A 20,711-nucleotide genomic window follows, 5' to 3' on the forward strand; every position below is an offset into this window, starting at 1 on the left:
CCCGAATAAACGAGGCGTTTTCTTAAAAATATTTTGGAATTAAATTATTTTACTAATTTAACTTCAACTCTTCTGTTGTTAGCTTTACCAGCTCTAGTTTTGTTAGTGTCAATTGGGTATTTTTCACCAAAACCTGTAGAAGTTAATCTGCTTGCGTCAATTCCATTCTCAATTAAGTAAGCTTTTACAGCTTCTGCTCTTGAGCTAGATAACACTTGATTAGTTTCTTCACTACCATCACTATCAGTATGTCCTTCTAAAGAGAATTTAGAATTTGGATACTCTTTTAAGATAGCAGTAATAGCTTGTAAAACTGGGAAAGTTTGTTGTTGGAAAGTAGATTTACCTGAATCAAATAAGATTGTTTTAGCATAATCATTTAATTGTTTCATAGTAGCTTCTGATACTTCAGGACATCCATTATTAGCAACAGTTCCTTTTACAGTAGGACATTTGTCATCTTTATCTGCAACACCATCTCCATCTGTATCTGGCCATGGACAACCTGCGTTATCTTTTGGTCCTTTAACTTCTGGACATTTATCTACATTGTCAGCTACACCGTCTCCGTCTGTATCAGGACAACCTTTCATCATTTTTGAACCTTTAACGTCTGGACAAGCATCTTCTGAATCGATGATTCCATCTCCGTCTCTATCTGGACATCCGTTTAATTCTTTTAAACCTGCAACTTCTGGACAAGCATCAGCAGAATCCATAATACCATCTTTATCAGTATCAGGACATCCGTTGAATTCTTTTAAACCTGCAACTTCTGGACAAGCATCATCTTTGTCATATATTCCATCACCGTCAGTATCTTTACCTCCAAATTTGAAAGTAAGACCTGCGAAATGCTGCATGTGAGAAGCAACATCAACATTTGGTGTTCTAGTGTCATCAAATGAATGTTTGTAAGTAGATTGTAATGATAAACCAACATTGTCAGTAAACCAAAAGTTTATTCCTAAACCTCCATTAACTGTTCCTGCAGAAGCATCACCCATCCAAGTATAACCTCCACCAACGTGAGCGAATGGATCAAATACTTTAGATTTAATCATTTCCATAAAGCTATATTTAATAGCTAAATCTCCAGCATAATAAGATAAATCACCAGGGTTAGTAACTACGTGAGAGTTAACTGTACCAGGTACTTTAGTAACGAATCTATCAATTTTGTTAACAGAACCTGTTAAACCAATAGAAAAACTGTTTCCAACATGCTTAGAAACTCCAATATAAGAAACCGATGGAAGAATGTTCCAGTGATCTTGTACATTGAAATATTCAGCAATTTGATGTTCAAACTTCTCCGATGCACTGAATTTTGTGTCAACTGCGTTCACACCAAAAGACACTGCCCATGGATTGTTGCTGTCTTGTGCTTGTGTTGCTAAACCAGCAAACATTAAAGCCACAGCAAATAATTTGTTAAGATGTTTCATACTTTTTTTTAATTTTAATTTTAATTACAACCTATATAATTTAGACAAATTTAACACGATTATTTATATCTGCAAATTTTATTCATAAAAAATACTTAAAAACACGTGTTTTTGTGGTTATTATATCACTTTTAGGCTTTTTCCTACTTCTATAAAAGCATTTATGGCCTTATCTAAATGCTCTTTTGTGTGTGCTGCAGATAATTGAACTCTAATTCTTGCTTTATCTTTTGGAACTACAGGAAAAAAGAATCCTATAACATATATTCCTTTTTTAAGTAATTCGTCTGCCATTGTTTGAGAAAGTTTTGCATCATATAACATAACTGGTACAATTGCAGAATCTCCATCAATAATATCAAAACCTGCTTTTTTCATTCCGCTTTTAAAATAATTAGTATTCCATTCCAATTTATCTCTTAATGAAGTGTCTTTTTCTAATAATTCAAAAACTTTAATTGAAGCTCCTACGATTGCTGGTGCCAAAGAATTTGAAAACAAATATGGTCGAGAGCGTTGACGTAAGATTTCGATAACTTCCTTTTTGGCTGTAGTATAACCACCCATTGCTCCACCAAGTGCTTTTCCTAATGTTCCTGTTATGATATCTATTCTACCTATAACATTTTTAGCTTCTAGTGTTCCAATACCTTTTGCTCCTATAAAACCTGTTGCATGACATTCATCAATCATTACTAAGGCATCATATTTGTCTGCTAAATCACAAATTTTATCTAAAGGAGCAACTAATCCATCCATTGAGAAAACGCCATCAGTAACAATTAACTTAAATCTTCTTCCTTCTTCTGTGGCCTTAATTAACTGAGCTTCTAAATCTTGCATGTTGCTATTCTCATAACGATAACGAGCTGCCTTACACAACCTTACTCCATCTATAATCGAGGCATGATTTAAACTGTCTGAAATAATACAATCTTCCGCACCTAACAAAGGTTCGAAAACTCCACCATTTGCATCAAATGCGGCTGCATATAATATAGTATCTTCCGTTCCGTAGAAATTTGCAATTTTTTGCTCCAAGGTTTTATGAATATCTTGAGTTCCACAAATAAAACGAACCGATGACATTCCGAAACCATGAGAATCTAAAGTATCTTTTGCTGCTTGCACCACTTCTGGATGTGATGAAAGTCCTAAATAATTGTTTGCGCAAAAATTTAAAACTGTCTCACCAGTTGAAATTGTAATTTCTGCTCCTTGTGGCGAAGTAATAATTCGCTCTTTTTTAAACAATCCGTTCTCTTGAATTGCTTGTAATTCTTCTTGTAAGTGTTGTTGTATTTTGCCGTACATATCTTTATTTTTTACAAATGTATAATTTTTAAATTCTCTCCTAAATAAACTAAAGCTTTTTCTTCTACTATATATCCCATTTTTAGCAAAACAGCTTCATATTTTTCAATTTGATGTTTATGACTTTCTTTTGGAACTCCAGTTTTATAATCTAAGAGATAAACTTTTTCCCCAAAAACTGCAATTCTATCTGGAATAAAAGTGTTTTTATTTTCATCAATTATGCTAGATTCGTTATAAATTTTTGCTTCTTTTGAGTAAAATTTTTCTAATTCTGAATTATTTACTATTGAATATATAACTTCTTCAATTATATTAACTTGCGATTGATTAATTAAACCTTTTTCTAAAGAAATAGCAATCGCTTGACTTACATCTTTACTTGTTTTTATATAAGATAAAATTTCATGTAATGTGTTCCCAAATTCGATAGCTTCAGCTTGAATCGTTCCCCACATTAAAGCTTCTTTTTGAGCTATTTTTATAGCACTTGTTTTAATCTTATTTTGAACAACTTGTATTTCATCTAAGTTAGCAATTACTTCTTCATTTTTAGAAACTTTCATTGGATTCCCAAATTCATATTCTAGTTGATTTTCATTAAAGTTTTTATTTAACTGAAGATATTCAATTATGTTTGAAGACAATGTATTAGGTAAACTTCCATCTTTATTAATCTTAATTTCTGAAATTACATAAAGTTGCTCAACTGCTCTTGTAAAAGCAACATACAAAACATTAATGTTATCTAATATTTCTTCTTGATTTTTTTCTTGGTAAATTCTACTTGCGTCATCACTATAACTTAATACGTCTTTTTTATTATCAATTAACACTTTAGAAAAATTAATAGTTGGATTTTCTAAAGGAACCCAAAGTTTATTTCTATTGTTTTTTGAATAATTATCATTTGCAAAAGGGTAAATCACAACTGGAAATTCAAGTCCTTTTGATTTATGAATTGTCATGATTTTTATAGCATTATTTCCATCAGGTGAAGGAATACTTTTTTTGTAACCCGTTCTTTCCCAATAATCAATAAAATCAGCAATACTTGATTGTGCTTTTATGTGTCTTTCTAAAACCAAATCTAGAAAATATTGAACATAAGAATTATTAGCTTTCTGTTTGATAAAGGCAGAAACAATAATTTCAACTACTTCGTAAAGTGATTTTTTTCTGCAAGCATTAAAATCAATTGAAACATCATATTTCTCTAAGGCAATTTTTAAATTTTCTTCTGAAACATGAAGGTTTTGGTTAATTAAATCATGAATTTCTTCAGAAGATTGCAAATATTTCCCAACATAATACAACATATTGAACTTTGCATCAGCGTCAAATTTATTGTTAATATACTTCAACACATTGATAATCAACTTAACTTCTGTTGCATTTTGAATCAGTAAAGTTTCAGAAGATAAAATCGGAATTTCATTTTCGGTTAAATAATTCGCCAATAAAACTCCGTTTGATTTCGTTCGCGTCAACAAAACCATGTCTTTATATTGAAATCCGTTTTTTAGGACTTTTTCAATCGTAACTAAAGTTTGTTTTAGATATTTTGTGTTTTTATCATCATCTTCTTCCTCAGCATTTACCTCAGCATTATCAGATGTATCAATGAATGAAATATTAGCGTAACCACCATTTTTATTTGTTTTATTCTGATGGCTATTATTCAAATATAAATCGACATAATCCGGATTTTCTAATTTACTTGAAATGAATTTGAAAAAATCATTATTAAAGTCAATTACCTGACTATAACTCCTATAATTTGTATCTAAAACTATTGTTTCCTTATCTTTATTTGAAAACGGATTTTCGTCTTTACTCAAAGAAATAAATTGCTCAGCTTTTCCACCACGCCAACGATAAATAGCTTGTTTTGGATCACCAACTAACATTAATGTTCCTGCAACACCATTTTCTTCACTAGAAAGCGCATTATCAACTAATGGAATTAAATTTTTCCATTGTAAAACGGAAGTATCTTGAAACTCATCAATAAAAAAATGACGGTAACGATCACCCATTTTCTCATATATAAAAGGAGCTGGTTGATTTTGGATTTCTTTGTTTATTATCTCATTAAATTCAGAAATCGATAAAATATTTTGATCGGTTTGAATTTTTCTAAACTCTTTATTAATTGAATTTAGTAACGATAAAGGATAAATGTTTTTATTAAAAGCTTCAAGCAAGAAAATATTTTGATATTCTTTATAAGCTAATTGAAGTTTTTGCAAAATCTCGGGCAAAATACTTTCGATTAAACCTTTGTCTTTTGCTGTTTTATTAATTTGAACCTGTTCTACTTCTGAAAATTTATTTATATCAGAAGGAGGAAGATTTCCTTCCATAATTTTAATTAAATGATTTGGAAACGTCTTTCTTGAAAAGGATTCAATGGCAATTCCGTTATCTTTAATTAAAGTCAGACTTTCTTGAGCTAAAGCTGAAGCTAATTTTTTATATTTTTCGATTTGTTCGACAATCACTTTTTTGGTTTCGACAAAGTCAGCAATTGTTTTGTTTTCATAATCTTTTAATTCGTGCTTGCTATCTTCATTGGTCAAAAGCGAACTTGCAGCTAGTAAGTCAAAAGTAATGTCCCAATTTTTATCATCATCTGTTTTGTTTCTTGAGAAATCAAGTAGTAATTTGGTTAATTCTTCATCTTCACCGGCTTTAGAAATAACGGTTTCAATAGCTTCTTGCATCAACAAATCGGTTTCCAAAGAAATATCAAAATCTAAAGGAATATTTAATTCGTGCGAAAATGATTTAATAATCTTTAACGTAAATCTATCAATAGTCGAAATATCAAAAGCTGTATAATTATGAATGATACTTTTGATAATAACTTTTGATTTATCTTTAATTGTTGCTATACTCAAACCTGTTTCTTTTGCAACATCTTTTAATAAATCAGCGGCTTTTTCTGAAGTTTCCTCTTTTGAAAATTCTAACAAATAGAAAATAATTCTAGACTTCATTTCTTCTACTGCTTTGTTGGTAAAAGTTATAGCTAGAATTTTCCTGTAAGCTTCATTTGAAGGTGATTTTAATAAAATTTTAATATACTCTTTCGACAAAGTATAGGTTTTACCCGAACCCGCAGAGGCGTTATAGATTGAAAAGGAGGCTTTATTTTCTGTCATATATGTAAATCTTATAAAACTATAAGAAAATTGTATTATGTATTTAACGGCTTATTTCGTAAATTTGAATAAAAATAATACTAATCTATTTAAAAAACTATATTATGGCTTTTGAATTACCAAAATTACCTTATGCATATGATGCATTAGAACCACATATTGATGCTAGAACTATGGAAATACACCATACAAAACATCACAATGGATATACAACGAATTTAAACAACGCAATTGCAGGAACTGAATTAGAAGGAAAATCTATTGAAGATATTCTTAAAAATTTAGACATGAGCAACGGCGCTGTTAGAAATAATGGTGGTGGATTTTTCAATCACTCTTTATTTTGGGAAATAATGTCGCCAAACGGTGGTGGATTACCAACTGGAGATTTAGCTGCTGCAATTGATAAAGACTTTGGATCTTTTGAGGATTTTAAAAATGCTTTTGCAAAAGCTGGGGCAACTCAATTTGGATCAGGTTGGGCTTGGCTTTGTGTTAAAGACGGAAAATTAGAAGTTTGTGGAACACCAAATCAAGATAACACTTTAATGCCAGGTGTTGGCTGCGGAGGAACTCCAATCTTAGGGATGGATGTTTGGGAACATGCTTACTATTTACATTATCAAAACAGAAGACCTGATTATATTGAAGCTTTCTTTAATGTAATTAACTGGAATGAAGTTGCAAAAAGATATACTGCTGCCAAATAAACAGTAGTTTACTAAAAAGTAAAAGGGCTGAAGAATTATCTTCAGCCCTTTTTGTATATAAGATTGTTTGATTATACTAAATAAAAAAGGTGGAAATAAATCCACCCTTTTTGCCCCAAATCTACCATAAACTTAACCTACTAATCCTATGGTGAAACAAATCTATGCAAAATATTTTTATGAACAAACTTTCTGCGAGTATTTTTTGTTGTTATTAACAATTTTATTTTCAATAAGCTCTTGCATCGTTTCCTTCGTAAAAATTCAAAAAAGCCCTATTTACTACCCTATTACCACCAAACGTTGGATAATCACCAGTAAAATACCAATCTCCTAAATTTTTTGGACAAGCTTTGTGTAAGTTTTCAACATTTTGAAAAATGATTTTTACTTGTGCATTGACCGATTTTGAAGTTAGCATTTCTGAAATTTTATCTGAAATTTCTTGATCAGTAAATGGAGCGTATAATTCTTTAACGTAATTGACTACTTCTTTGTCTGCAAAAAGCTCTTGTTTTTTAGATTTTTCGTAAACCTCATCAACAATATGGTATAGATTTCTTTCTTTTAATAATGCTAATGTTGCTTTAAAAGCGATTAAGCCTTCTAGTTTAGCCATATCAATTCCGTAACAATCTGGATAACGAATTTGTGGTGCTGATGAAACTACAACAATTTTTTTTGGATTTAATCTATCCATCATTTTAATGATGCTTTTCTTAAGAGTAGTTCCCCTTACAATGCTATCATCAATGATTACTAAATTATCTGTTGGTTTTATCACACCATAAGTCACATCATAAACATGAGCCACTAAACTATCCCTACTACTGTCCTCAGTAATAAACGTTCTTAATTTAGCATCTTTAATAGCGATTTTTTCCGTTCTAATTTTTACAGAAAGTATTTCTTCTAATTTTTCTTTAGTTAGCGTCTTTCTGTTATCTAAGATATATTTATTTTTTCTTTGGTTTAAGAAATCTTGAGCAGCTTCAACCATTCCGTAGAAAGAAGTTTCTGCTGTGTTTGGAATAAATGAGAAAACGCTATTATCTGTATCGTTATCAATCGCTTCTAAAACTGCTGGTAAAATTAATTTACCTAATTCTTTACGTTCTTGATAAATTTCGGCATCACTTCCTCTTGAAAAATAAATTCTCTCAAACGAACAAGCTTTCTTTTCTGTTGCTGGAATAATTTCTTCTAATGAAATTGAACCATTCTTTTTAACAATAATCGCTTTTCCTGGGTCTAATTCTTTTACTTTTTCGAAAGGCACATTAAAAACCGTTTGAATAACTGGTCTTTCTGAAGCTACTACTGCAATTTCATCATCTGCATAATAATACGCTGGACGAATTCCGGCTGGATCTCTAAATACAAATGCATCTCCATGACCTAATAATCCAGCCATTGCATAACCACCATCCCAGTTTTTAGAAGCTTTTCGCAATATTTTTGCAACGTCTAATTGTTCCATAATAACTTGAGAAGCTTCACGTTTAGAAAGTCCTTTTTCTTTACATTCTTGATAAATTTCGGTTACATCTTCATCTAAAAAATGTCCGATTTTTTCCATCACAGTAACTGTGTCAGCCATTTCTTTTGGATGTTGCCCTAATTCCACCAAACTTTGAAACAATTCTTTTACATTGGTCATGTTAAAGTTTCCGGCAACAATTAGATTTCTATGCATCCAATTGTTTTGACGTAAGAAAGGATGAACACTTTCGATGCTGTTTTTACCAAAAGTTCCGTAACGAACGTGACCTAAAAACAACTCTCCAATATAAGGTATATGTTGTTTTTGAAGTTCAGCTGTATTATATTCAGGATGAGCAACTAATTCTTCGTTTATTCTTCCATTAATTTGAGCAAAAATATCCTGAATAGGTTGCGCATCATTTGAACGAATTCTACTAATATATCTTTCTCCAGGATTTACGTCCAATTTAATACTTGCTAAACCTGCTCCGTCTTGCCCGCGGTTATGTTGCTTTTCCATCAAGAGATACATTTTCTCTATGCCGTAAAAAGCTGTTCCATATTTTTCTTTATAAAAATCTAATGGTTTTAAAAGTCTTAATAAAGCAATTCCACATTCGTGTTTAATAGCATCGCTCATAATTGTAGTGTGTTGTATTGTTGTTTAATGTAATAAAAAAAGCCTCGAAACTTCGAGGCATAAATTTACGATAATTCTATATCAAATTGTGTTAACGCTTTAAATTGTTGCAAGCGCGAATGAACCTCTTCTTTTTCAAGTTGTTCCATTCTTTCTGTTCCAAATTTCTCCACACAGAATGAAGCTAAGTTTGAACCATAAATAATTCCGTTCTTCATATTGTCGAAAGAAACGTTTTCGCTTTGTGCTATATATCCAGAAAAACCACCCGCAAAAGTATCACCTGCTCCTGTTGGATCAAATACTTCCTCTAATGGTAAAGCTGGTGCGAAGAATACGTTTTTACCTTCAAAAAGTAAAGCTCCGTGTTCTCCTTTTTTAATTACAACATATTTTGGACCCATTGTATGAATCTTTGCTGCTGCTTTTACTAAAGAATATTCTCCTGATAATTGACGAGCTTCTTCATCATTAATTGTTATAACGTCTACACGTTTAATTACATCCATTAATTCTGGTAAAGCACAATCCATCCAAAAGTTCATTGTGTCTAAAACAATTAATTTTGGAGTTGAAGTCATTTGATCTAAAACACCCGACTGAACTAAAGGGTGTAAGTTTCCTAACATTACAACTTCAGCATTTTTATAATCATTTGGTACAACTGGATTAAAATCCGCTAATACATTTAATTGTGTTTCTAAAGTATCTCTTGAATTTAAGTCGTTATGGTATTTCCCACTCCAAAAGAATGTTTTTCCACCTTTTACAACTTCAATTCCTGAAATATCTATGTTTTTGTTGGTTAATAAATCTAAATATTCTTGTGGAAAGTCATCTCCAACTACAGAAACAATGGCCGATTTAACGTTAAAAAACGAAGCAGAAAGTCCAATATAAGTTGCAGCTCCACCAAGTATTTTATCGGTTTTTCCAAAAGGAGTTTCAATAGCGTCAAAAGCTACAGTTCCTACAATTAATAATTTGTTCATTATATATAATTTGAAATAAGGTGCAAAGATACATTTTTAGTTTAAAAGTATAAAATGCATTTGGAGTTTAACTTTTAATTACAACAACTTTCCTTCAATATTTTCATAAAAAATATCAATAGACAAATTCTTTTGTTGTGAAGCCATAACGGCTAATTCATCACAACGCTCGTTTTGAGGATGATTGTTGTGTCCTTTTACCCATTTGAAATCAACTTTATGTTTTCGATAGGCTAATAAAAATCGTTTCCATAAATCAGGATTTTTTCGGTCTTTGAAACCTTTCTTTTCCCAACCAAATACCCATTTTTTTTCTACAGCATCAACTACATACTTTGAATCAGAAACAACTAAAACAGTCATGTTTGGATTTTTTAGCTTTTCTAACCCTACAATTACGGCTAAAAGTTCCATTCTATTATTAGTAGAAATTCTGAAACCTTCAAAAAATTCTTTTTTATGTGGAGTCCCTACTAATTCCATAACAACTCCATAACCAGCTGGTCCGGGATTTCCTTTGGCTGCTCCGTCTGTATATATATGTACTTGGTGTGACAAAATTTTGAGTTATGAATTTTGAGTTATAAGTTTTTTAATAACTTCTGGAAAATATTTATGTTCCAATTGGTGAACCTTTTGGGCTATTTCTTCTGGTGATTTACAATCTAAAATTGTAACACTTTTCTGAAAGATTATTGCACCTTCATCGTAATTTGGGGTTACATAATGAATACTTATTCCTGTTTCAGCATCTTTATTTTCAAAAATAGCTTTGTGAACATTCATCCCATACATTCCTTTTCCACCATAATTTGGCAACAGAGCAGGATGAATATTAATTATTTTATTAGGGAAAGCCTCTATAATGTGTTCTGGAAACTTTAATAAAAAGCCAGCAAGTACAATTAAATCGGGTTTAATTTTATTTAATTCACCTAAAACAAAGTCTTCATTAAGTTCTGATTTATTGAATACTAAGACATTAACTTCAAGATTTTTTGCCTTTTCTATAACTTTGGCATCAGAATTGTTTGTAAGCACATTGGTTACGGTAGCAAAACTACTTTTATTAAAACACCTTATAATCTCCTCGGCATTAGTGCCGTTTCCGGAAGCAAAAAGCACAATTTTTTTCATTGAACATTGATTTCTTCCACAAAAAAAAGAATAATAATTGGTAAAAAATAAAAAAAAGCGGTCTTTGTTAAAATTTTTTTTTAAATTCGTAACTTATTATAATAACAAAAATATGTTGTTTTAAAATAAAGTTTTTTATTTTTGCCAACAAATTAAATTAAAAATTAAAAGATTATGTCAGACATTGCATCAAGAGTAAAAGCGATTATCGTAGACAAATTAGGTGTTGACGAAAACGAAGTTGTAACAGAAGCTAGCTTCACGAACGATTTAGGAGCAGATTCATTAGATACTGTTGAGCTAATTATGGAGTTCGAAAAAGAATTTGATATTCAAATTCCAGACGACCAAGCAGAAAACATTGCTACTGTAGGTCAAGCAGTTTCTTACATCGAAGAAGCTAAAAAATAATATTATAAGCATCCACAACGTTTTTCTTTGTGGATGCAATTATTTTAGCATTCGCTAGTTAATTTAAATCTTAATTGATTTTATCGGTTTGAAAACATTGATTGTATTACAATCATTACAATAAAAACTATGTAATACCCATTGTTTCTTTTAGTTTAGTATTAAAAGCACTTTGGGTTTTTTTATATAAACCAAAAATTTTATATATGCAATTAAAGCGTGTAGTAGTTACTGGATTAGGAGCGTTGACTCCGATTGGAAATAACATTCAAGAATATTGGGATGCACTTATTAGTGGTAAAAGTGGTGCTGCACCAATTACTTATTACGATACAGAAAAGCACAAAACAAAGTTTGCTTGCGAAATTAAAAACTTCAATATTGAAGACTTTATGGATCGCAAAGAAGCACGTAGAATGGATAAATTTGCACAATATGCTGTTGCAGCAAGTGAAGAAGCCATAAACGATGCTGGTATTACTTCTGACAATGTAAACAAACAAAGGGTTGGAGTTATTTGGGGCGCAGGTATTGGAGGATTACAAACTTTTCAAGATGAAGTTATGAGTTATGCCGCAGGTGATGGAACACCACGTTTTAACCCTTTCTTTATTCCAAAAATGATTGCTGATATTGCTCCCGCTCATATTTCTATGCGAAATGGTTTTATGGGGCCAAATTACACAACTGTTTCTGCTTGTGCCTCTTCGGCAAATGCAATAATTGATGCATTTAACTACATTCGTTTAGGAATGTGTGATGTCATAATAACAGGTGGTTCTGAAGCAGCTGTAACTATAGCTGGAATGGGTGGATTTAACTCAATGCAAGCTTTATCAACAAGAAATGAAAGTCCAGAAACAGCTTCAAGACCTTTTGACGCTACAAGAGATGGATTTGTACTTGGAGAAGGTGCTGGTGCATTAGTTTTAGAAGAATATGAACATGCAAAAGCACGTGGTGCAAAAATATATTGTGAAGTTGGTGGTGGCGGAATGTCATCTGATGCATATCATTTAACTGCACCACATCCAGAAGGAATTGGTGTTATTGCTGTTATGGAAAATACTTTACGTGATGCGAGAATGAAACCAGAGCAAGTTGATCACATAAACACGCATGGAACTTCTACTCCGTTAGGTGATGTTGCTGAACTAAAAGCAATTAAAGCAGTTTTTGGTGATCATGCTAAAAATATCAACATTAATTCAACAAAATCTATGACAGGCCACTTATTAGGTGCTGCTGGAGGAATTGAGGCTATTGCGTCTATTTTAGCCATGAAACACGGAATTGTTCCTCCAACAATTAATCATACAGTTGTAGATGAAAGAATTGATCCAGAATTAAATCTTACTTTAAACAAAGCGCAAAAAAGAGAAATCAACGTTGCCATGAGTAATACTTTTGGTTTTGGTGGTCACAATGCATGTGTGTTGTTTAAAAAATTAGAAGACTAACTTTATATATGAACTTCATAAAAAAAATAGTATCAAAATCCCGTTCTCTTGAAGACGGGATTTTTTTTGAAAAAATAAGTAAAATCCTTGGTTTTAAACCTGTTACATTAAAATATTATAAAAAAGCTTTTACACATCGTTCAGCAAATATTATAGATGTAAATGGAAATCCGTTTAACTATGAACGATTAGAGTTTCTGGGTGATGCCATTTTAGGTAGTGTTATTTCGGCTTTTTTATATAAAACTGCTCCAACTGGAGATGAAGGCTATTTAACAAAAACACGTTCTAAAATAGTTAGTAGAGAACATTTGAATGAATTAGGTAGAGATTTTAATTTAATTCAATTTGTTGAAAGCAAAGTTTCACCTACAAATTTTGGCGAAAATATTCATGGAAACTTATTTGAAGCATTTATTGGTGCAATATATTTAGATAAAGGTTTCGATACATGTGAAAAATTTATTGAGAAAAAAATCATCAAACCTTATGTAGATTTAGATAAATTAGAAGGAAAAATCACTAGTTATAAAAGTTTATTAATAGAATGGTGTCAGAAAGAAAAAAAATCATTTTATTTTGATTTTATTGAAGACAATGGTATTGAAGGGCAAAAGTTTTTTAGTGTCAAATTATTGATTGAAAACAAAGTAGTCTCAAGGGCTAGGGCTACCTCAAAGAAAAAGGCAGAAGAGAAAGCATCACAAAGAGCTTATTTTGCATTACAAGAAAAAATCACAGGAAAATAAATGAATTTAGCAATTAGCTACATCGTTTTCGTTAAAAAAATAACAATTTCTTATTTATTTTAACGTCCAATTAACTTTAATATACTGTATATTTACACTTTATTTATATGTAAATGGCAGTTTTTAAATTACAATTAGAAGATTTTTCAACTACTGAATATGAGTTAATTGCAATTCATACTACAATTGAAGTTACTAAACTTGCCTTTTTATTGAATAGAAATCTAAGCACAAAGTTTCATTTCTTTGATTCAATTGATAAAACCGAAAAAAAAATGAAAGGATCATTTGATCGTTTTATATATTTTGATTCAGACAACGAAACTTCTTGGAATTTAATAGAAAATAAATCAATTATTAAAGTAGAAAATAATACTAATTCGTTATTCGAAAATTATGAGCAATATATGTTTATGGTTCCTGAATACAAAAAAGTAGACTTTATACTAAAAGTAGATACCGAAGATAGTTTTTTAAAAATTGATGAAATAAACCAAACTATTTCAAAAATAGACTCAATTTCAATGTCTTACAGATTAGACAAAAATAAAATAAAAACAAAAAGTAATTTAATTTTTTAATATGCCAACGAATAAAAAGACTAAAATAGTTGCAACTTTAGGACCAGCTACAAGCACTAAAGAAGTGCTAAAAGACATGATAGACGCAGGTGTAAACGTGTTTAGAATTAATTTTTCACACGCAGACTACACTGATGTAAGTGAACGTATTGCAATGATTCGAGAATTGAATAAAGAACACGGATATACAACATCTATTTTGGCCGATTTACAAGGGCCAAAATTAAGAGTTGGCGTTATGAAAGAAGATGTAGTTGTTGCAACAGGTGATAAAATCACATTTACAACTGCTGAAGATATATTAGGAACCGCTTCTAAAGTATACATGAACTATAAAGAATTCCCTAAAGATGTGAATGTGGGGGAACGTATTTTATTAGATGACGGAAAACTAATTTTCGAAGTTTTAAAAACTGATAAGAAAACAGAAGTTGAGGCAGTAGTTATTCAAGGTGGTCCTCTAAAATCTAAAAAAGGGGTAAATCTTCCTAACACAAAGGTTTCTTTACCTGCTTTAACTAAAAAGGATATTAAAGATGCCATTTTTGCTATTGAAAACAAAGTAGATTGGATGGCTTTATCTTTTGTAAGAACACCAGAAGATTTGATGTTATTACAAGATTTAATTTCAAAACATTCTGACCATAAAATTCCAATTATAGCAAAAATTGAAAAACCAGAAGCTGTAGAAAATATTGATAAGATTGTTGCTTATTGTGATGGTTTAATGGTAGCTCGTGGTGATTTGGGTGTTGAAATTCCAGCTCATGAAGTACCTTTAATTCAAAAATTATTAATTCATAGAGCAAAAACAGCACGTATTCCAGTTATTGTTGCTACTCAAATGATGGAAACAATGATCACCAGCTTAACACCTACACGTGCCGAAGTTAATGATGTTGCTAATTCGGTTATGGATGGTGCAGATGCTGTTATGCTTTCTGGTGAAACTTCTGTTGGAAGTTATCCGGTTCAAGTTATTCAAACAATGACAAATATTATAGAGGCTGTTGAAGATTCTCCTCTTATTCGAGTGCCTTTAAATGCTCCTCATGTTAGAACTAAACGTTTTATTACTAAATCTATCTGTTATCATGCTGCTGTTATGGCAAATGATATTGATGCAAAAGTAATTTCTACTTTAACAAATAGTGGTTATACGGCTTTTCAAATTTCTGCTTGGAGACCAAAATCACAAATTTTAGTATTTACATCTAATGAACGTATTTTAACACAATTGAATTTACTTTGGGGTGTTAAAGCTTTCTTTTATGACAAATTCCTAAGCACTGATGATACTGTAGAAGATATTAACAAAATTGCTCAAGAAAAAGGATACGTTAAAAAAGGTGACATTTTAGTCAATCTAGCCGCAATGCCAATTGCCAATAAAGGAATGGTTAATACACTTCGTGTTTCTGAAATTGAATAATTTTTATATATTTGATTCATAAAATAAAAAAATATGGAATTTAAATCTAGTAATCCGTTTTTGAAAGAAAATAAATTTAAAAACACTAGTAGAACAAATGATGAGGCTATTGCAGTTCATCAAGAAACAATGACAGTTAGTGGAACGATCAATAAGAGTTTTACTATGTTATTTATGTTATTATCAACTGCTCTTGTAAGTTGGTGGTTAGTTGGAAATGGCTACAACCCAATGATTTTTACAATTGGTGGTGGAATTGTCGGACTAATATTAGTTTTGATCGCTTCCTTTAAACCAACAACCTCTCCATACACCGCGCCTGCTTATGCTTTGTTTGAAGGATTATTTATTGGTGGGTTATCTGCTGTTTTTGAAGCAATGTATCCTGGATTGGTAATTCAGGCCGTTAGTGCTACGTTTATAACTTTCTTGGTTTGTTTTGGTTTATACAAATACAATATTGTAAAAGTTACTGAAACTTTTAAATCAGTTGTTATTGGTGCTACTATGGCAATTTTCGCATTCTATTTAATTTCATGGATTGCTTCGATGTTTATGACTTTTCAACCAATTCATCAAGGAAACTCATTAATGAGTATTGGAATTAGTGTTTTCGTAATAATTGTTGCAGCTTTAAACTTGTTTTTAGATTTTGATATGATAGAAAAAGGTTCTAAAACTGGAGCACCTAAATACATGGAATGGTTTGCTTCAATGGGATTAATGATTACATTAGTTTGGTTGTATGTTGAATTTTTAAGGTTATTTGCGAAGCTTTCAAGTCGAGATTAACAAATTAATACGCACAAAAAAAGGCCTTCAATTGAAGGCCTTTTTTTGTGCGTTTTGTTTTAAGCCGCAATTTTTTCAAATGCGATAAAGTTTATTAATTTTCCTTTTCGGTTAAAAACAGGATGCCCTTGAATGTGACATTTATAAATGGAACCATCTTTGCGGTAATTTAAAACTACTTTGTCAAACGGTTTTTGATTTTGAATGGCTAATCTTATTTCGTTTGAAACTAAAGCATCTGTGTCTTTTCCTTGAAACATTCTTGGAGTCTTACCTATTACTTCATTAGGGTTATAACCATTCATTTTATTGATATTTTCTGAAGCAAAAACTATTTTTAATTTTGAATCTGTTACTACTATTACCGTTTCATTTTGCAACATATAATTAAAATCCCAAGTAGTTTCCCAATTGTTTTTGGTTTCTAATTTATTTAATACTGAATTATCTAAAATAGTTACTTGATTATTAGAAAAATTTTGCGAAAAAAAATCCCATGAGACTAAGGGCAATGTCTTGATTTCTAGCTCTGAATAATATTTTGCTGCTGCGTTATCGTATGTTAAAAATTCCATGATTATAATAAATTTGGAATAAAATTAGTATAAATATTGGATTAACAAAAAACAAATAAGAACTTTAACTCTTGTTAAACATTATTTGAAATCAAATTGCAACTGCACAGAAACACTTTTTGGGATGTCTTTTGCTTTTTTTTCTTCATTATTTAGGTTATTGACAGAAATTCCAAGTAATCTAACAGAGTTCTTTAACCTTTCTTGGTATAATAAACCTTTAGCTACATCAAATAACAAATGTTTATCGCTTATGTAATAAGGTAAAGTTTTACTTCTTGTCTGAAGTGAGAAATCAGAATATTTAATTTTTAACGTAATTGTTCTTCCCGAAATCTTACTTTTTTGCAGACGTTTTTCTAATTCTATGGCTATATTAAGCAATCGTTCTTCCATGTAAATTTCAGAAGAAAGGTTTTCATTAAAAGTTCTTTCTGCACCAAAAGATTTTACTTTTCTATTAGTTTTCACAGCACCATTATGAATTCCTCTAGAAATATTGAAATAATACTGAGCACTATTTTTGAAGTGTTTTTCTAAATAATCTAATGACTTTTGTTTTAAATCAAAACCAGTAAAAATCCCCAATTGATAAAATTTATCAGCTGTAACTTTACCAATTCCATAAAACTTCTTAATATCTAAAACTTCTAAAAAAGCTTCTACTTCATCTGGATTTACAGTTTTTTGTCCATTTGGTTTGTTATAATCAGAAGCTATTTTAGCCACAAATTTATTAACCGAAATTCCGGCTGACGCGGTTAAACCTATTTCGTCAAAAATGCGTTGTCTAATCTCTTGAGCTATTAAGGAAGCACTTGGATTATCTTTTTTATTTACTGTTACGTCTAAATAAGCTTCATCAAGCGAAAGTGGTTCAACCAAATCTGTATAATCGAGGAAAATTTTTCTAATTTTTTTGGATATTTCTTTATACCGATGAAATCTAGGAGGTACAAAGATTAATTCAGGACAGTTTCTTTTGGCTTGTATACCACTCATCGCGCTTCTTACACCAAATTTTCTAGCTTCATAACTTGCAGCACTAACTACACCTCTGTTTTCACTTCCTCCAACAGCTAATGGTTTTCCTTTTAGTTCAGGAAAATCCATTTGTTCAACAGATGCATAAAAGGCATCCATATCTACATGAATAATTTTTCGTTGAGGAATTGACATTACTTAAGCTTTCTGTAAAATTATTAAATTAGTTTGTCTTTTAAGGGAAAAAAGAAATTTAATGGTGCTTTTTTAAAGTAATTAAAAATAGATATATTAAGCAAGTGCAATTCTGATAAAGGTATGTTTCTAGAGCGAAGAGCTAAAAACATTGATAATGTAAAACTAATTATAAAATTTATAAAACCTATTAACCCAATTCCGATTATTGACCAAAAAAACGTCCAAAAATCTATAGAAAAATGATTTCCATATAAGCCAATTGCAAAGTTTCCACTCGCAAAGGTAATGTGTCTTATGTCAAGTGCTAAACCAAAGAAAATACCTAATGAGCCTGTGCTTCCAAGAAAAATACCAAACCACATATTCGAAATTACTCCGGCCCAATTTTCATTAACCCAAGTAGATATTTTTTTTGTTTTTTGAATGCCAAATGTTTGTTTTAGAAAAGGGTTTTCTTGAATTCTATAAGCAACTTGGTAATGCTTATTTCTGTTTGAAATATTACCTGAAATTATTCCCGACAAAAATAAATAAACACCAGCTATTGCAGCATGAAGCAAAGCCAATGAATGTATTGGGCTTAAATCATTAATTATTTTATCAGCTTTAGATTCAGCTAAATTTGTTCCTAAAATAAGGTCTAAAAGCCAAATTAAAAATAAAGCAATAGGAAATGCAAACAATACATTGCCGACAAAAGCTATAAATTGAGTTCTAAAAATTCGAGCAAAAAGCTTTGCAAAAAGTTTATGTTTATCAGCCACTTGATTTTTATTTTTCATTCCTTCATCTAAGGTTTGAGCTATAGTTGCAGCAGTCATTGCTGGTTGTTTTGTAGCTAATGTAAATCCCAATAAGAAAATTACAATAAAACCAAAAGCATAATTAAAACTATAAAGAAAAGCATGGCCAAATGCAGAAGTATCAACTTTTGAAAACAATAGTTTAAACAAACATAAAAAACCAACAATAAATCCACCACCAATAGCTTTGTAGAACATGGCAAAATATTCTTTATAACCATCTGTAATGTAATTTAAACCCGATTTTGCAGTATGTTGAGTGATTTCATAAGAAATTAACTGTGTGCTCTCTAAAAACAGTTTTCTAATGTTGTTTTTGTAGCAATTATATCGAATTAACTTTAATAAAATTAATGTGCTATTTCTTATTTTATCTTCATCATTTTCAACCACAATTAAAGGTAATAATTCTTTAATTCTTGTTAACTGCTGTCTGATGCGAAGTAAACTTTGATTTACTGTTAATGAAATTCCGTATTTAGAACTGTTTAAAAAGGCTTTGTCTACGAAATCATTACATTGTTTATGTAGCATTAAAAGTTGCTTGTAAACTAATTCAGAAGAATTTATATAATGATAATTATTTGTTCGGATAATATCTTCTAAATGATTCAGTTCTTTTTCAAAACCTAGAAAAGGACTTTCAAAATTAGAATATTCGGGTACCATTTTTATAACATCATTTTCCAAGGCTCTACCACTCATTCTCTGAGCTAGAATCTGCATGGCTAAAACAATTTCTGAAAAAGGAGTTTCTTCTTTTATATTTCCATAAATATCTTTGAAACCTAATAATTCATACATTACAACAATTTGATTGTAAGGAATTTTATTTATCCAAATAGAATCTGAACTCAAATAAAAAACCTGATTTAAAACAAATTGAAGTGTTCCTTTTTCGGGTTGAAAAGGTAAAAACTTATCAAATATTCTTTTTTTAATTTCACTTAAAAAATGATTGTCATTTAAAATTCCTGAATCTGTTAAAAGTCTAGAAAACTTATTTTTACTAACAATAGTTTTAAAATAATTTTTGAATAGAGTAATATATTGAGGATTAGCTTGTAGAAATTCTAAAAATTCAAGAAGTGAAATTTGCTCAACATCTTTAGGCTTTTTTGGTCTGAAAACATGAATTAAATCAACAAGAAATAACAATTTTTCATCAGCATAAAGATTCTTTTCGAAATGATTTTCAAATAATTCTTTAATAGATTTGTCTTGTTGAAACTGATGCCTAACATTCATAAATTGAATGAATTAGTTGTATTAAAAAATCATTTCTTAATTTTGACGAAATTATAAAATAAAACAATACCAATGATAGAAATCGAACGCAAATTTTTAGTCAATTCTGATGTCTTTTTAAAACAATTTAAAACACAAAACAGAATAGTTCAAGGTTATTTATCTTCAGTTCCAGAAAGGACAGTTAGGGTTCGTATTAAAGGCCAAAAAGGCTACTTAACTATCAAAGGGAAAAGCAACGAAAGTGGTTTGAGCAGAATGGAATGGGAAAAAGAAATTGAGGTAAAAGAAGCTGAAAGCTTATTACAAATATGTGAAAGTGGTGTAATTGACAAAATTCGTTATGATATTGAAATTGGCAAGCATACTTTTGAAGTAGATGTATTTGATGGCGAAAACAAAGGACTTACTATTGCCGAAATAGAATTGCAATCAGAAAATGAATCTTTTGAAAAACCAAAATGGCTTGGGAAAGAAGTTACTGGTGAGGAAAAATATTATAATGCCTATTTGAGTAAAAATCCTTTTTTGAAATGGTAATTTAGCAATAGTATAAAAACACCTAACAGATTTTAAAACCTGTTA

18 protein-coding genes are annotated in these 20,711 nt (G+C 30.5%); 8 read left to right on the top strand and 10 right to left on the bottom strand.

Going from position 1 to position 20,711, the window contains the following annotated elements; genetic code table 11:
* Positions 1-44: 44 nt before the first annotated feature.
* The 3 genes from G507_RS0106030 to G507_RS0106040 all read right to left on the bottom strand — a co-directional run bounded on the left by G507_RS0106030 (position 45) and on the right by G507_RS0106040 (position 5,929).
* Complete coding sequence (locus G507_RS0106030; protein ID WP_026716650.1) at positions 45-1,448, bottom strand: OmpA family protein; 1,404 nt, start codon at positions 1,446-1,448, stop codon at positions 45-47.
* 120 nt (positions 1,449-1,568) lie between these two features.
* Positions 1,569-2,762 (bottom strand): glycine C-acetyltransferase, encoded by a 1,194-nt coding sequence (gene kbl / locus G507_RS0106035; RefSeq protein WP_026716651.1) that lies wholly within the window; start codon positions 2,760-2,762, stop codon positions 1,569-1,571.
* Between the two features lie 11 nt (positions 2,763-2,773).
* A complete protein-coding gene (locus G507_RS0106040; RefSeq protein WP_026716652.1) occupies positions 2,774-5,929 on the bottom strand; it encodes a UvrD-helicase domain-containing protein in 3,156 nt (1,051 codons plus the stop codon).
* Between the two features lie 104 nt (positions 5,930-6,033).
* Between G507_RS0106040 and G507_RS0106045 the strand changes: the two genes are divergently transcribed.
* Positions 6,034-6,639: a superoxide dismutase gene (locus G507_RS0106045; protein WP_026716653.1), complete on the top strand. Its 606-nt coding sequence runs from the start codon at positions 6,034-6,036 to the stop codon at positions 6,637-6,639.
* Between the two features lie 229 nt (positions 6,640-6,868).
* On the opposite strand, the gene G507_RS0106050 is transcribed toward G507_RS0106045, so the two are convergent.
* The 4 genes from G507_RS0106050 to purN all read right to left on the bottom strand — a co-directional run bounded on the left by G507_RS0106050 (position 6,869) and on the right by purN (position 10,893).
* Positions 6,869-8,764 (bottom strand): amidophosphoribosyltransferase, encoded by a 1,896-nt coding sequence (locus G507_RS0106050; RefSeq protein ID WP_026716654.1) that lies wholly within the window; start codon positions 8,762-8,764, stop codon positions 6,869-6,871.
* Between the two features lie 65 nt (positions 8,765-8,829).
* A complete protein-coding gene (locus G507_RS0106055; RefSeq protein ID WP_026716655.1) occupies positions 8,830-9,756 on the bottom strand; it encodes a PfkB family carbohydrate kinase in 927 nt (308 codons plus the stop codon).
* A 78-nt stretch (positions 9,757-9,834) separates the two neighbouring features.
* A complete protein-coding gene (gene rnhA, locus G507_RS0106060) occupies positions 9,835-10,314 on the bottom strand; it encodes a ribonuclease HI (protein ID WP_026716656.1) in 480 nt (159 codons plus the stop codon).
* Positions 10,315-10,323: 9 nt separating this feature from the next.
* A complete protein-coding gene (purN, locus tag G507_RS0106065) occupies positions 10,324-10,893 on the bottom strand; it encodes a phosphoribosylglycinamide formyltransferase (protein WP_026716657.1) in 570 nt (189 codons plus the stop codon).
* A gap of 174 nt (positions 10,894-11,067) precedes the next feature.
* Between purN and G507_RS0106070 the strand changes: the two genes are divergently transcribed.
* The 6 genes from G507_RS0106070 to G507_RS0106095 all read left to right on the top strand — a co-directional run bounded on the left by G507_RS0106070 (position 11,068) and on the right by G507_RS0106095 (position 16,318).
* Positions 11,068-11,304 carry an acyl carrier protein gene (locus G507_RS0106070; RefSeq protein ID WP_026716658.1) on the top strand — a complete coding sequence of 79 codons (237 nt, stop codon included), beginning with the start codon at positions 11,068-11,070 and terminating at the stop codon, positions 11,302-11,304.
* 206 nt (positions 11,305-11,510) lie between these two features.
* Positions 11,511-12,764 (top strand): beta-ketoacyl-ACP synthase II, encoded by a 1,254-nt coding sequence (gene fabF / locus G507_RS0106075; RefSeq protein WP_026716659.1) that lies wholly within the window; start codon positions 11,511-11,513, stop codon positions 12,762-12,764.
* Between the two features lie 8 nt (positions 12,765-12,772).
* Positions 12,773-13,513, top strand: a complete 741-nt coding sequence (gene rnc / locus G507_RS0106080; protein WP_026716660.1) for a ribonuclease III — start codon at positions 12,773-12,775, stop codon at positions 13,511-13,513.
* A gap of 113 nt (positions 13,514-13,626) precedes the next feature.
* Positions 13,627-14,094 carry an IPExxxVDY family protein gene (locus tag G507_RS0106085; RefSeq protein WP_026716661.1) on the top strand — a complete coding sequence of 156 codons (468 nt, stop codon included), beginning with the start codon at positions 13,627-13,629 and terminating at the stop codon, positions 14,092-14,094.
* Position 14,095: 1 nt separating this feature from the next.
* On the top strand, positions 14,096-15,526 hold the full coding sequence (gene pyk / locus G507_RS0106090; RefSeq protein ID WP_026716662.1) for a pyruvate kinase: 1,431 nt from the start codon (positions 14,096-14,098) through the stop codon (positions 15,524-15,526).
* A gap of 33 nt (positions 15,527-15,559) precedes the next feature.
* Positions 15,560-16,318 carry a Bax inhibitor-1/YccA family protein gene (locus G507_RS0106095; protein ID WP_026716663.1) on the top strand — a complete coding sequence of 253 codons (759 nt, stop codon included), beginning with the start codon at positions 15,560-15,562 and terminating at the stop codon, positions 16,316-16,318.
* Between the two features lie 59 nt (positions 16,319-16,377).
* On the opposite strand, the gene G507_RS0106100 is transcribed toward G507_RS0106095, so the two are convergent.
* From G507_RS0106100 to G507_RS0106110, 3 genes are all read right to left on the bottom strand, one after another.
* Complete coding sequence (locus tag G507_RS0106100; RefSeq protein ID WP_026716664.1) at positions 16,378-16,893, bottom strand: PAS domain-containing protein; 516 nt, start codon at positions 16,891-16,893, stop codon at positions 16,378-16,380.
* Between the two features lie 81 nt (positions 16,894-16,974).
* On the bottom strand, positions 16,975-18,072 hold the full coding sequence (dinB, locus tag G507_RS0106105; protein WP_026716665.1) for a DNA polymerase IV: 1,098 nt from the start codon (positions 18,070-18,072) through the stop codon (positions 16,975-16,977).
* Positions 18,073-18,095: 23 nt separating this feature from the next.
* Positions 18,096-20,126, bottom strand: a complete 2,031-nt coding sequence (locus G507_RS0106110; protein WP_035665729.1) for a recombinase — start codon at positions 20,124-20,126, stop codon at positions 18,096-18,098.
* 72 nt (positions 20,127-20,198) lie between these two features.
* Here G507_RS0106110 and G507_RS0106115 point away from each other — a divergent pair, with 72 nt between their 5' ends.
* Positions 20,199-20,666, top strand: coding sequence for a CYTH domain-containing protein (locus G507_RS0106115; RefSeq protein ID WP_026716667.1), 468 nt, complete (start codon positions 20,199-20,201; stop codon positions 20,664-20,666).
* Positions 20,667-20,711 lie beyond the last annotated feature (45 nt).

It is taken from the genome of Flavobacterium gelidilacus DSM 15343 (genome assembly GCF_000422685.1).
In the GTDB taxonomy this organism is placed as follows: domain Bacteria; phylum Bacteroidota; class Bacteroidia; order Flavobacteriales; family Flavobacteriaceae; genus Flavobacterium; species Flavobacterium gelidilacus.

Coding starts and splice junctions, on each gene's coding strand:
- G507_RS0106030 (WP_026716650.1), bottom strand. CDS start 1,448: ATGAAACATCTTAACAAATTATTTGCTGTGGCTTTAATGTTTGCTGGT.
- kbl (WP_026716651.1), bottom strand. CDS start 2,762: ATGTACGGCAAAATACAACAACACTTACAAGAAGAATTACAAGCAATT.
- G507_RS0106040 (WP_026716652.1), bottom strand. CDS start 5,929: ATGACAGAAAATAAAGCCTCCTTTTCAATCTATAACGCCTCTGCGGGT.
- G507_RS0106045 (WP_026716653.1), top strand. CDS start 6,034: ATGGCTTTTGAATTACCAAAATTACCTTATGCATATGATGCATTAGAA.
- G507_RS0106050 (WP_026716654.1), bottom strand. CDS start 8,764: ATGAGCGATGCTATTAAACACGAATGTGGAATTGCTTTATTAAGACTT.
- G507_RS0106055 (WP_026716655.1), bottom strand. CDS start 9,756: ATGAACAAATTATTAATTGTAGGAACTGTAGCTTTTGACGCTATTGAA.
- purN (WP_026716657.1), bottom strand. CDS start 10,893: ATGAAAAAAATTGTGCTTTTTGCTTCCGGAAACGGCACTAATGCCGAG.
- G507_RS0106070 (WP_026716658.1), top strand. CDS start 11,068: ATGTCAGACATTGCATCAAGAGTAAAAGCGATTATCGTAGACAAATTA.
- fabF (WP_026716659.1), top strand. CDS start 11,511: ATGCAATTAAAGCGTGTAGTAGTTACTGGATTAGGAGCGTTGACTCCG.
- rnc (WP_026716660.1), top strand. CDS start 12,773: ATGAACTTCATAAAAAAAATAGTATCAAAATCCCGTTCTCTTGAAGAC.
- G507_RS0106085 (WP_026716661.1), top strand. CDS start 13,627: ATGGCAGTTTTTAAATTACAATTAGAAGATTTTTCAACTACTGAATAT.
- pyk (WP_026716662.1), top strand. CDS start 14,096: ATGCCAACGAATAAAAAGACTAAAATAGTTGCAACTTTAGGACCAGCT.
- G507_RS0106095 (WP_026716663.1), top strand. CDS start 15,560: ATGGAATTTAAATCTAGTAATCCGTTTTTGAAAGAAAATAAATTTAAA.
- G507_RS0106100 (WP_026716664.1), bottom strand. CDS start 16,893: ATGGAATTTTTAACATACGATAACGCAGCAGCAAAATATTATTCAGAG.
- dinB (WP_026716665.1), bottom strand. CDS start 18,072: ATGTCAATTCCTCAACGAAAAATTATTCATGTAGATATGGATGCCTTT.
- G507_RS0106110 (WP_035665729.1), bottom strand. CDS start 20,126: ATGAATGTTAGGCATCAGTTTCAACAAGACAAATCTATTAAAGAATTA.
- G507_RS0106115 (WP_026716667.1), top strand. CDS start 20,199: ATGATAGAAATCGAACGCAAATTTTTAGTCAATTCTGATGTCTTTTTA.